This is a genomic window from Candidatus Clostridium helianthi (assembly GCF_045310795.1).
Lineage (GTDB): Bacteria > Bacillota > Clostridia > Clostridiales > Clostridiaceae > Clostridium > Clostridium helianthi.
The window spans coordinates 46,015-58,745 of sequence record NZ_JBJIAB010000013.1 but is presented as its reverse complement, the minus strand read 5'-3'; the positions used below and the strand labels follow the sequence as shown (position 1 = coordinate 58,745).

The 12,731-nt window shown below is 28.3% G+C and carries 9 protein-coding genes; 1 reads left to right on the top strand and 8 read right to left on the bottom strand.

Features of this window, described 5'->3' with window-relative positions:
* Positions 1 to 91: 91 nt before the first annotated feature.
* The 8 genes from ACJDTP_RS11915 to ACJDTP_RS11880 all read right to left on the bottom strand — a co-directional run bounded on the left by ACJDTP_RS11915 (position 92) and on the right by ACJDTP_RS11880 (position 10,842).
* A complete protein-coding gene (locus ACJDTP_RS11915; RefSeq protein ID WP_078117061.1) occupies positions 92 to 637 on the bottom strand; it encodes a histidine phosphatase family protein in 546 nt (181 codons plus the stop codon).
* Between the two features lie 46 nt (positions 638 to 683).
* Entirely contained in the window at positions 684 to 2,465 is a 1,782-nt protein-coding gene (locus tag ACJDTP_RS11910; RefSeq protein WP_078117062.1) for a bifunctional homocysteine S-methyltransferase/methylenetetrahydrofolate reductase, read from the bottom strand.
* A 191-nt stretch (positions 2,466 to 2,656) separates the two neighbouring features.
* Complete coding sequence (locus ACJDTP_RS11905; protein ID WP_078117063.1) at positions 2,657 to 3,793, bottom strand: anti-sigma-I factor RsgI family protein; 1,137 nt, start codon at positions 3,791 to 3,793, stop codon at positions 2,657 to 2,659.
* A 9-nt stretch (positions 3,794 to 3,802) separates the two neighbouring features.
* A complete protein-coding gene (gene sigI, locus ACJDTP_RS11900) occupies positions 3,803 to 4,468 on the bottom strand; it encodes an RNA polymerase sigma factor SigI (RefSeq protein ID WP_026887261.1) in 666 nt (221 codons plus the stop codon).
* Between the two features lie 589 nt (positions 4,469 to 5,057).
* Positions 5,058 to 5,561: a J domain-containing protein gene (locus ACJDTP_RS11895; protein ID WP_077845120.1), complete on the bottom strand. Its 504-nt coding sequence runs from the start codon at positions 5,559 to 5,561 to the stop codon at positions 5,058 to 5,060.
* Positions 5,562 to 5,682: 121 nt separating this feature from the next.
* Positions 5,683 to 8,133 carry a DNA helicase RecQ gene (gene recQ, locus ACJDTP_RS11890; RefSeq protein WP_406761322.1) on the bottom strand — a complete coding sequence of 817 codons (2,451 nt, stop codon included), beginning with the start codon at positions 8,131 to 8,133 and terminating at the stop codon, positions 5,683 to 5,685.
* 83 nt (positions 8,134 to 8,216) lie between these two features.
* Positions 8,217 to 9,086, bottom strand: a complete 870-nt coding sequence (locus tag ACJDTP_RS11885; protein ID WP_171771106.1) for a methionyl aminopeptidase — start codon at positions 9,084 to 9,086, stop codon at positions 8,217 to 8,219.
* 313 nt (positions 9,087 to 9,399) lie between these two features.
* Entirely contained in the window at positions 9,400 to 10,842 is a 1,443-nt protein-coding gene (locus ACJDTP_RS11880) for a DEAD/DEAH box helicase (protein WP_406761321.1), read from the bottom strand.
* 314 nt (positions 10,843 to 11,156) lie between these two features.
* On the opposite strand from ACJDTP_RS11880, the gene ACJDTP_RS11875 reads away from it, so the two are divergent.
* The gene (locus ACJDTP_RS11875) at positions 11,157 to 12,365 is read left to right on the top strand and encodes a DEAD/DEAH box helicase (protein ID WP_078117067.1); all 1,209 of its coding nucleotides are present in this window, start codon (positions 11,157 to 11,159) and stop codon (positions 12,363 to 12,365) included.
* The last annotated feature ends 366 nt before the right edge of the window (positions 12,366 to 12,731 follow it).

Here is a 12,731-nt window from a genome sequence, read left to right as displayed (position 1 = left end):
TCATAAAAGATAGCATATTTTATTGACCCTGTCCTTATATTTCTTTATATTACATAAAGTTTTGCTCAAACATAAATTTATAGTTACTCTATTATTTTTTATATAAATATAAAGTTCCGTTTTTAGGGCTGTATACTAACTTGCCTGTAAAGCCCCTTTTCTTCAATTCTTTTTGAAGACTATACATAAAAAAACCATGGGTAACAATTAAAATATTTTCTGTACCTTCTTTTATGGTTTCACTTAATAATAAATCAACAAACTTCTCAGCTTTCTCTCTTGTAATACTCTTATTTTCTTGTTGAGATTTATGATTGAAATACCATGCTATTCTTCCACCAATTGCCCAAAACCAATACGGAAGCTTTAAATTACTTTTAAATATTGGATCAATAATAGTTTCTCTAATTAGATCATTTTGAATTATATTATCATTATATACATGTTGTGCTGTAGTTATTGCTCTTATAAGAGTACTAGAATAACACTTATCCCAATTTATTCCCATAAGCTCTACATCTTTTCTAATTACACCACTTATATTATAATTTTCTTCCCAAATTTTAAATTCTTTTGATGTCATAAAAAAACTTTTACGGTAATCAACTTTAAAATGTCTAATGAGACCAACATTCATAAAAATCCCTCTTGTCTTTTATTATTCATATAAGAATTATAATGATTTAGGCATTAATCTGCTTAATGATTTCAATTAACATATTAACCCTATTAAATGGAGTAATGAAATATAATCCATCCGCAATATTTTTTAGTTTCTTTCCTATCTCCACAGTAATTTTTACACCGATTTCTTGTGCTTCTTCTTTGCTCATATTTTCCGAAAACATTTGTACATATTTATCTGGTATAGTTACTCCAGGAAGCTCATTATTTAAAAACATTGCGTTTCTATAACTTACAACCGGAAGTAATCCTGCTAAAATCTTTACATTAGTCCTTTCTTTAATCATCTTCAAGAACTCTATAGCATTGTCATCATAGATAGGTTGTGTTAAAAAAAACTTTGCACCTTTTTCTATCTTCTTCATCATTCTATTATATTCTACTTCTTTATTTAAAACATTCAAATTCAAAGCACCGCCTACATAAATACTATCTTCTTTGAATATTTCTTCATTCATGCTTTCTATTAATTCTATTAACCTAAATGAATTTAAGTTAAATACGCTTTTTGTTTCAACTTTACTCGCATCAGATATAGGATCACCAGTAATTGCAAGGATATTTCTTATATTTTCAATATGAGATCCTATTAAACTTGACCTTATTGCATTAGTATTTTTATCTCTACAACAAATATGAGGCATAGCTTCAATTCCTATTTCTCTCTTGATTTTAGATGATATAATAGTCGAATCTGCCCTAACCTTCGACATTGGTGAATCCGGAACTGTTACTAAATCAATATTGTTTTCTTTACATATCTTGGCTCCATCTATAATTCTTGATATATCTGTATCAATTGGTGCCGATAATTCGATAGCTACAACAAACTCACCATTTTCGAGCTTATCTTTAAAAGTATTCTTAGCCTTTTTCTCAAAACTTTTAACTTTTGGCTCAGATTTAGTATTAGCATTCACTACATTAGAATTCTCATTAACTATTTGGGTTAGTTGTTTAATATAGCTTGGATTTGTTCCACAGCATCCCCCTATAATAGAAACTCCATAAGACCTTATTTCATTAACTTTTTTTGCAAAATATAATGGATTGTTTGGATAAACTGTTCTTTCGTGAATTATCTCTGGATAACCTGCATTAGGCAATACTGAAACAATTTCATTTTCTATATCAATTTTTTTAACAATTTCCAATATATGTGCTGGACCAGAACCACAGTTGAACCCAAATGCATCTATATATTTTGTATTTCGTACTTCTTTAATCAATTTAGCTGCACTTAACCCATCTCTTGTAAATCCATCTGGCTTAACAGCAAATTGAGTAAGTATGAAGCTATCAGTGTTCTTGTACTTAATATATTCACTTATTTTTTTTAGGTAATTATAGTTGCTAAAAGTTTCGAATATAAAAATATCTATCCCATTTTCTAAAAAGCAATCTACTATATATTTATATTCTTCTAAAACTTCATTGCTAAATTCATCTAAATTATCTGTTTTAATAGGTCCAATACTTGCACCTATTAAAACAGAAGTATTTCTTGTTACTTCTTTAGCTAAGTTTATTCCTGATTTAATTATGTCCATTAATGTTTCTAACGATACTCCAAGATCATATGTATTAGCAGAAAAAGTATTTGTTCTAATTAGTTTAGCCCCAGCTTCAATATACTCTTTATGTATTCTTTTTATAGTTTCTTTATCATTTAAGTTACCAAATTCGCAATAAGATACATCATTACCTGTTACTTCTGAATAATATGTTCCCATTGCCCCATCACATATTAGTATATTATCTTTTAATAGCTCTTTTATCATTTTTAATCTCCCCAAATCCTTATTAATAATACTTACTAGTAAGTATACTATAATTTTTTATTCTAGTCCTCTTTTTTAATACGATTTTCCTACTGCTAAATTTATTTTTTTTAGCTAAAGTATAAGGCAAATAAAAAGTAGATCTATCTTTGATGATATTCATCTAGATAAATCTACCCTTAAATAACTCATTAATTTTTAACAGTCTTATTAGCTGTATTCTCGTCAGTTTTTGGCACTTGTATAGTCTTATTAGGATCTTCCTGAATTTTTCCTGACGTAGGATTATTTACAATAGTTCCGTTATCTGGACCTATATTAATAGTATTGTCATCCTTTGTAGGACTTGTCACTGGTGTATTTCCCTTGTTATCATTCTCATTTTGTGCTGGGACCTCTGGTTGTAAATTTAATACACCATCATCCTTTTGTTCTTTTTTAGTGTTATCTATAGTTTTCCCTGTACCAATATTAGGTAATGAATCATCAGCTGCTCCTTTTATCTCAGGCTTATCTACAGTTGTTTTTTCAGGTTTTGCATCTGAATTTGAGCTAGTAGCAGGAGTAACGACATCACTATTTTTTTCATCTTTTGCATCCCACTGAGTTACATTTTCTTTATCTTTTATACTTGCAGTAATTTCTTTTACTGGTGCTACATCTATTTTATTCTTTGTACTCTCATCTACCACTAGAGATGCTTCATATCTTCCTAAGCTTATTCCTTTTGTCTTAGCTTCATCAACATCTTCCTTATCACCTTTAACATAAGTAACTTTTTCTGTATTAAAGGTAGATTGAATAACGTCCTTTATATCTTTCTCATAAGCACTGTTATCTTCATTTTTTATAAATGCAAATCCAACCAATACTTCCCTATTAGTATCTAAATATTTTTTTTCTATAAGTTTCTCTTTTATTTTTTGTATTCCTTCATCAAGAGATATACCTTTAACATCAGTAAAATCTATATTCTTTCCATCATTGTTTACACCTTCAACACTAATAATCTTTAATTTACTATCAGCTTCTATCTGTATACTAGGATTGATATCTAAACTAACAACTGCATATGCTGTATCAGATTTCATAGTATGAAAGAAGGTGAATACTATTAAAAACAACGCTGCAATTGCTCCAATTGACTTAATAAAGTTATTATACCTATAAGTCCCACCATTACTAGACTTAATAACATCATCTTCAAAATAAAATATTTTTTGCCCTATTTTCATATCTTTCTTAGGTGCAATCTTTTCCATTATGCCATTATCATTTAAAGCTATGGCATAACTCTTTTTAATTTCCATTATTATTCCCCTATTCATTCTTTTCACCTACTTTCTGATCCAATTTTTTAAAGCACTGAGATTTTTATCAATTATTATTACAACAGAAATTATAAATTTTTTGCTTCTTTTTATTACCTTTTCTGTAACTGAAAACTTCAAAACAATCTTTTTGATTGGTAATCTTTTCTTTAAATACATAAAAGATAAAAATTCCTCATCCTTTGATATTTCTTCTGATAAATTAATTGCATTCTTTCTCGTTGCTTGTTGTTTGGGAGCTTCATTCACCAAATCTTCCAAAGTAAAACCAAACGAACTTATTTCATTCTTTAAGGTAGTTATTTCTTCCAGCAACATGCTATTATCTTCTTTAGGCTCAAAATATTCATCTCTAAAATCCAAACCTTTGTCCACTAATTCGTCCAAAGATGAATGATTATGCTTATTTTCACCTTTTAAGTAATTCTTTATTCTACTTCCAATTACCAATTTTGCAAAAGATAAAAAATGTCCCTTCTCATTATCGTATCTTTCAATTGCCTCATGAAAACCAAGTAATCCAACACTAAGTTCTTCATCATTTTCGCAAGATACATAGCGACCTGTCACATCTGAAATACTTTTTATTATAAAAGGCATATGATTTTCAATAAGTTCATTTATACTTGTGTTCTTATCAACATTTAAATCTATTAAAACACATTCGAGCATGACATACGCTCCCTTCTCCGGTCATTATTATATACAAAAAAAAATATAAGTTTTGGTACTTTTTATTAAACAAATGTAAAACTTTAATTTCTAGGCTTAATTTAACATTTCATAAAAATGCTTTCGTAAAATCTAAACTGATACTTACTATTATATCATGTATTAAATATATTTTTAACTTTGTTGGTTGAAAAATATATTTATAGAACTTTTTTTCTCTTATTAATGTAATTTCTAACACTTTTTTTATTAATTTAACAAAAGATATCATTCACATATTTATATTATTAAAACATAAATTTAATTTTTAATTTAATTACAGTATATTTTACTAAAACAAAAAGGAGCTTAGAGACCGGCGAAGGACACTCTAAGCTCCACATTAGCACTTTACGTACCAACTGCTTATTTAGAATAACATAAATGTTTCAAAATTTCAACACAAATTATAAACTTTATCTATATATGTTAAATTTAAAGTCCTAATATAGATATATATATGTTTTAATAATAAATTTACATTTAAAACTCTAGTAAGCAAAGCGCTCAATTAAGAGTAGAATCTTGAAATTTAATTACAACATATATACTAACACATTCCCCCGTTACCACTACTATTATTATCTCCACCGCAAGCATTCATATTATTAGAATTAGGTTTAACATTTTTATTTGCATATTTTTTCATATAATCAATGACTCTTGACTGCAATTTGTTTAAGCTGTCCAAATATTCATGGTTATTAGGATCTAATTCTACAGCTTTTTTCAAGTAATTAAGCCCACTGTCAAACCATCCCTTTTGAACAGATATAAAACCTTGAAGATAATTCCATTCTGCTGAATTCGCATTATTTATTAAGTTCAATTTTGCTTCAGCTTCAGAAAAGTTTTTATTATCGACTAAATCACGAATTTCTTTATATAGATTACCATTAATAATGAGCTCATATGCCGCACTAAGAGCTAAAACTTTTTGTTTGGTGGTCTCATTTTGATTTTGTGTATATTCTTCCAAAATATCTTTGAATTTATTTTTTATTTCTTCTTCAGAAGCTGTTTTTTCAACGCCTAAAACCTCGTATGGATCCAATTTAATTACACCTCTTTACTCTATCTTCTATTCCACTATTAAATATATTTAATAAAAATTAGTAATATTCTTAGATGCACTTAATTTGGTTCAAAATAACCTAATAGATTTTATTAGTTGGCTACAAATAGTACTTTTTTAAAATTACAGCTCTTATGCTTTCATATTTTATATGTGAAGGTAGTTCTTTTTTTAGTACATTTATCTTATCATATCCATGCTCTTGGCATACATCTATTATTAGCTTTTCATCTTCTTTATTATAAAATTCTTCTAAATTTACATGGAATATATTTTCTCCAAACTCTTTTATATACTCTGTTACATACCCTAGGATAGTTGAAATTGAGACCTCTAATTTTTGAGATACTTCATGTATATTTATATTCTGCTTAAGCATATCTATTGAGATTTGATCATTCTCTCTAGTCTCTCCATCAATTATAACCTTTCTTCTTTTTCTTTCAATCCATTCTACTTCTCTATCATTTTCTGACAAATATTCGGTTACTATATTTATTATCTTTTCTCCATACGAACTTATTTTCTTAGGTCCCATGCCTGTTATATCTTTTAATTCATCTAAAGAAATTGGGTATCTTCCGCTTATTTCCTTTAGAGTATTCATTGTCAGTATTGCTTGTGGTAATGCTCTTTCTTTTTTAGCGAATTCTTTTCTTGCATTGTCTAATCTCTCGTATAATTCTAAGTCGGTTTTAACTTCTAATCTATATTCTTCATCTTTATTTATACTCTTTTGTTCACCTAACAAACCTTCATCATGATCAGGTATCACAATTTCATGTTCTTCTACAAAATTACGTATTACATCTTCAAATACTTTTCCGTATTTATTATATTTTACTTCTCCAACTCCAGAAACTTTAAGCATTTCATATTTTGATATTGGATAATTTACAGCCATTTCTTTTAATGTAACATCGCCGAATATTATATATGGTGGAACATTGTTTTCCTTTGCCAGTTCTTGTCTTAGATTTCTAAGAATCTCAAAAAGTTCATTGTCTTCACTAGCTTTCTTTTCTACTCTAAACTCTTTTAATTGAACTTTTTCTTGAGACGTTAATACTCTTCTTGATCTATCATTTAAACTCAACACTGGATATGTACCTTCAACCATATTAATATATCCATGAGAGATCAATGTATTAATAAAGTTTTTGAGATCTTCTGCTGAATATTCTTTCATTAATCCATAAGTAGAAAGCTCGTTAAAATGAAATTGAATAACTTTTTTATTTTTAGATCCTCTAAGTACATCTACAAGCATTCCAATTCCAAATTTAACTTTCATCCTGTATATACACGAAAGAACTTTTTGCGCTTCTATTGTCTTATCAACAAACTCTCCTTCACTCAAACAATTACTGCAATTATCACATTGCCCATTATATGTTTCTCCAAAATACTCCAAGACGTATTTTCTATAACAATAATTGCTATATACAAAATCCATCATTTGTTGGAGCTTTCTATATTGATTGTTCTTTCTTTCTACATCTTCTATTGAGTTTTCTATTAAATACTTTTGGACCTGAACATCTTGAGGTGAAAATAATAATACGCATTCACTCTTTTCTCCATCTCTTCCTGCTCTTCCAATCTCTTGATAGTAACTTTCAATATTTCTTGGCATATTATAGTGTACAACATATCTTATATTAGGTTTGTCTATCCCCATTCCAAAAGCATTGGTTGCTATCATAATGTCAGCCCTATCATATATAAAATTTTCTTGATTTTCTTTTCTAGTGCTTTCAGATAATCCCGCATGATAGCAAGTCACATTATACCCTTTCGCTTGCAAAGATTCATATAAATTATTGACTTCTTTCCTAGTTGCAGCATATATAATTCCTGAAACTTCTTTATTGTTTTCTATATATTTATATAAATATTCCTTTTTGTTACCACTTTTAATCACGCTTATAGATAAGTTTTCTCTATCAAAACCTGTTATAAAGACTTTAGGATTATTCAATTTAAGAAGATTTATTATATCTTCTCTCACTTCCTGTGATGCAGTTGCAGTAAATGCTGTTATTATAGGCCTCTTTTGAAGTAAACTTATAAAATGTGATATTTTTCTATAACTTCCCCTAAAGTCATGTCCCCATTGAGAAATACAATGAGCTTCATCTATAGCTATTTGGGAAATATTACATTTGGAAATAAAACTCAAAAATTCAAAAGATTCTAATCTTTCAGGGGCTATATAAAGAATCTTTATTTCACTATTTTCCAGATTGTTTATTACTTCTTTTTCTTCTATAGCACTCAGTGTGCTATTTATTAAAGCGCCTTTTATCCCCATATCCTTTAGCGTATCTACTTGATCTTTCATTAGAGATATTAGAGGTGAAATTACTATTGTTATTCCTTCTAGCATCAGTGCTGGTATCTGATAACAAATTGACTTTCCTCCTCCAGTTGGCATTATAGCAAGTACATCTTCTCCATTTATTATTTTACTTATTATGTCTTCTTGCCCTTTTCTAAATGACTTATATCCATAATATTTCTCCAAATAATTTAAAGCTACATTATCCATTTAATAATACTCCTTAGATTAATACTTCCATTAAACAAGGTAGTCAAAATTGATTTAAAAACCACTTTTAACTACCCTATATATTACTTAGCTAAAATTTCTATTCCAGTCTCAGTTATTAACACTGTATGTTCCCACTGAGCTGATAATTTATCATCGGCTGTATAAATAGTCCATTCATTTTCTTCATCAACAAAAACGTCATAAGTTCCTTGATTAACCATTGGTTCTACGGTAAGAATCATTCCAGGAACAAGCAACATTCCTGTTCCTTTCTCCCCTATATGAGGAACAAATGGATCTTCATGAAATTCATTACCTATTCCATGTCCACCTAATGCTCTTACTATTGTATATCCGTTTTTATGAGCATGTTCCTGACATGCTGCACCTATATCTCCTAGGAATCCCCAAGGTTTTATAGCTTCGATTCCTTTTAGCATGCATTCTCTGGCTACTTCTACTAATCTTTTGGCTTCTTCACTAACATTCCCAATCATAAACATTCTAGATGCATCCGAATAATATCCATCCAAAATCGTAGAAACATCTACATTTATAATATCTCCTTCTTTGATTATAATATTTTCATCTGGGATTCCATGGCATACTTCATTATTTATTGATGTACATACACTCTTTGGGAAACCCTCAAAATTCAATGGTGCTGGAATCGCCCCATGTTCTATAGTATAATCATATACCAATTTATCTATATCAGCAGTGCTCATTCCTGCTTTAATTTTGCTTGAAACCAAGTCTAAAACCCCATCATTAATCTTAGCACTTCTTTTTATTCCTTCTATATCTTTTGGACTTTTTATAATATTTCTTGGTGGTACTATATGGCCTTTTCTTTTAAAACTTTCAATTTTTTCATCAAATTCTAAATGGCATTTTTTATATTTCAAACCACTGCCACACCAACATTTTTCATTTCTATCTAAGATCATTGTTTTTATAACACCTCTTTATAATACATTATTATTTATTAATATTTTAGTTTTTTGTCATCAAATATTCAGCTATATATATAATACACCTAAACCAATTTAAATGCTCACCTATATTCTATTCTCTGCTAAAATCTTAACATCTTAAGCTTATCTTCCTTTAAGTAATATGGCATTTATAATTTTATAATGAAAAAGACTAGTAATTAATTTACTTTTATTTCCTATATTTAATAAGATTTCATATTCACTATCTATAATACCACTTAATATTATTTATGTTAACATCCTTTAAAATTTTATATTAACATACTTATTTTTTTGCTTTTTCAGCTTTAATGATTTTACCTTTTATAGTTATATTTTTTAACTCTTCTATAACTCTTTTTCCTTTTCCATTTAATATATCAACATACGATACTGAATCCTGAACATCTATTATTCCAATGTCTTCAGACTTAATACCTTCTATTTTACAAATAGCACCAACTATGTCTCCAGGGCGAATTTTCTTTTTTTTGCCTCCATTTAAATAAATCTTTGTTATGTTGCTATTTATATCTTTTGACCTTTGTTCTTTCACTTTCGGTTTACTTTTAAGTGTTTTAATGCCCTCTTCTCTTTCTTTTTCAATTACCTTTTTATCAGGTAAATTATAGACAGGAATTTCAAACCCAATAAACTTTTCAATTTCGTTCAAAAGCTTATCCTTCCCCTTAACGCAGAAGCTTATTGCCTTTCCTTTCTCACCAGCTCTTCCTGTTCTCCCTATTCTATGTACATATGCTTCCTTCTCTACCGGGAGATCGTAATTTATTACATGAGTAATTCCTTTAACATCAATTCCTCTTGAAGCTAGGTCTGTTGATACAAGTATTCTAAAATCACCTGCTCTAAATCTATCCATAATGCTTAATCTTTCATTTTGAAGCATTCCTCCATGTATTTTATTTACAGAGTACCCTTTAGATTTTAACCATTGAAAAACTGTATCTACATTATCTTTAGTTTTCGCAAATATAACAGCTGTCTCAGGTTTCTCCATTATTAAAATATCATTTAGTTTTTCTATTTTTTCTTCATAGTCAATATAATATAAACTATGGTCTATATTTTCGTTAGTGATTTCTTGATTTTTAATACTTATATCTATAGGTTTATTCATATATTTATCGCATAATACTTTTATTTCCTCTGGTATTGTTGCTGAAAATAACATAGTAACTTTTTTCTTTGGAAGTCTTCTAATAATACCTTCAACTTGCCCTATAAATCCCATATTAAGCATTTCATCAGCTTCATCTATAACAAAATACCTAATTTTATCTATATTAAGAGTACCTCTATCCAAGTGGTCTATAATTCTTCCCGGAGTTCCAACTACTACGTGCGTCTTCTGTCTTAATTTTCTCTCCTGTTCAGATATAGGCTCTTTACCAAAAATCGAAACAGCTTTTATTCTTTTAAACCTTCCTATATTAGTTATATCTTCGCTTACTTGAACAGCAAGTTCTCTAGTCGGTGTCAATATTAAAATTTGTGGAACATTTTCATTCCAATCTACTTTCTCACATAAAGGAATACCAAAAGCCGCTGTTTTTCCACTTCCTGTTTGTGATTTAACTATGATATCTTTATTCATAAGTATTTCTGGTATAACTTTTTCTTGAACTTTTGATGGAGTTTTATACCCAAGTCCCTCAATTGATTTTAATATTTCATCACTTATGTTAAATTTAGTGAATTTATTGTTCATATATTAAATTTTCACCTCAGTTATCTTATTAAATTATATTAATCATAAATTATATAAATCTTTCTTATTATAACATTCTTATCTAGTTTTCAAACACTATTTATTGGTTTATTTTTTATTTCTGCAATTCAATCTATACTTTAGATTCAATTTTTAATTTCAGAGGTATCTCTTATGCAAAATATAGGTTCCTCATACATTAGATAATATATGACCTGAATTATGTAACTTTAACTAGAAAAATGCACATAATAAGGATATAATTAATTAGCAATATATCTAGAAAAATTATTCAACGATAAAAGGAGAAATTAATGATTAACTCATTTAGTGATTTAAATTTAAATTCAAGTATAATAGAAGGACTACAAAAACAAAACATTAATATACCAACTTCAATTCAAGCCAACTCTATTTTACCTGCTCTTGAGGGTAAAGATATAATTGGTGAAGCCTTTACTGGAAGTGGTAAGACATTGGCTTATCTATTGCCTCTTTTTCATAAAATAGATACATCAAAGAGAGAAATGCAAGGAATAATATTGGCCCCAACACATGAACTTGCTAAGCAAATAGAAGATCAAATTAAGCTTCTTGCTGAGAACTCATCATTTCCTATAACTTCACTATCTATTATTGGTGATGTTAATATAAATAATCAAATAAAGAAACTTAAAGAAATAAAACCTCACATAATTGTTGGGTCAACAGGTAGAATTCTAGATCTAATTCGAAAGAAAAAAATAACTGCTCATACTATAAAAACAATAGTAATTGATGAAGGAGATAATTTATTAGATCCGAAGAGATCTAATATTACTAAAGACATTGTTAAATCAACAATGAGGGATAGACAGCTTATGCTATTTTCAGCATCTATAAAACCTGAAACATTGGAAACTGCAAAGTCTTTAATGAAGGAACCAATAATAATAAAAAGTGAAGATAAGCCTTTAATAAATCCTAATATTGAGCATATGTTTATCATATGTGAAAGACGTGATAAGTTTGAAACCTTGAGAAAAGTTCTTGTGGCTGCGAAACCAGAAAAAGCAATCATCTTTGTTAATAACAATGAGGATATTGAATTAACAACAGCAAAACTTAATTATCATAGTAAAGATTGTTTTGCTATGACCGGAAAGATTTCCAAGGAAGATAGAAAACTTGCAATTGAAAGTTTTAGAACAGGTAAAATAAAAATATTAGTCTCTTCAGATGTCACTGCTCGTGGTCTTGATGTTGCTGATATAACTCATGTTTTCCATTTGGATTTGCCATTGAAATTAAACGAATATCTACATAGATCGGGAAGAACTGCTAGAGGAAACGCTCATGGCACTTCTATATGTATTTTAACTGTTCAACAGCTTAATATAATAAAAAAATACGAGAGAGAATTTAATATACAATTTAAAGAAAAGAAAGTTTTTGGCGGAGTTTTAGAAGATGCTAATTATAACTCTAATACAAAGCAATATGAGCAAAAAAATAAATCTTATAGTAGCAAATTTAACAAATAAAATTTCATTATAATACTTAATAAAGCTTAAGCAAATTAGTATTATGGATACTTATTTTTTCACTTGAATGATTAAAATAAGTATCCTTTCATTTTTATAATTAGCTAAAATCTCTGCATACTCTTTTATATTTAATCTAATTATTCTCTATATAAAAATCAGTTAATTATTAATGTGCCTTCACTTTAATTTATGATTTTCTTCCGCCAATTTTATTAACGCTAATAGTTAATAATAACTTATTATTTTATTAAAGTTTTCTTAAGTAAACAATTACCCAAATTAATCGGTGTTATAATCGGTAGTGATGTAACGGGTATATATGTTCTAAGAAGTTCAATTCATAAATGTTTATCATAAACTTAT

Excerpts from the sequence above, each read along its gene's own strand:
- ACJDTP_RS11915 (WP_078117061.1), bottom strand. The coding sequence starts at position 637 with ATGAATGTTGGTCTCATTAGACATTTTAAAGTTGATTACCGTAAAAGT.
- ACJDTP_RS11910 (WP_078117062.1), bottom strand. The coding sequence starts at position 2,465 with ATGATAAAAGAGCTATTAAAAGATAATATACTAATATGTGATGGGGCA.
- ACJDTP_RS11905 (WP_078117063.1), bottom strand. The coding sequence starts at position 3,793 with ATGAATAGGGGAATAATAATGGAAATTAAAAAGAGTTATGCCATAGCT.
- sigI (WP_026887261.1), bottom strand. The coding sequence starts at position 4,468 with ATGCTCGAATGTGTTTTAATAGATTTAAATGTTGATAAGAACACAAGT.
- recQ (WP_406761322.1), bottom strand. The coding sequence starts at position 8,133 with ATGGATAATGTAGCTTTAAATTATTTGGAGAAATATTATGGATATAAG.
- ACJDTP_RS11885 (WP_171771106.1), bottom strand. The coding sequence starts at position 9,086 with ATGATCTTAGATAGAAATGAAAAATGTTGGTGTGGCAGTGGTTTGAAA.
- ACJDTP_RS11880 (WP_406761321.1), bottom strand. The coding sequence starts at position 10,842 with ATGAACAATAAATTCACTAAATTTAACATAAGTGATGAAATATTAAAA.
- ACJDTP_RS11875 (WP_078117067.1), top strand. The coding sequence starts at position 11,157 with ATGATTAACTCATTTAGTGATTTAAATTTAAATTCAAGTATAATAGAA.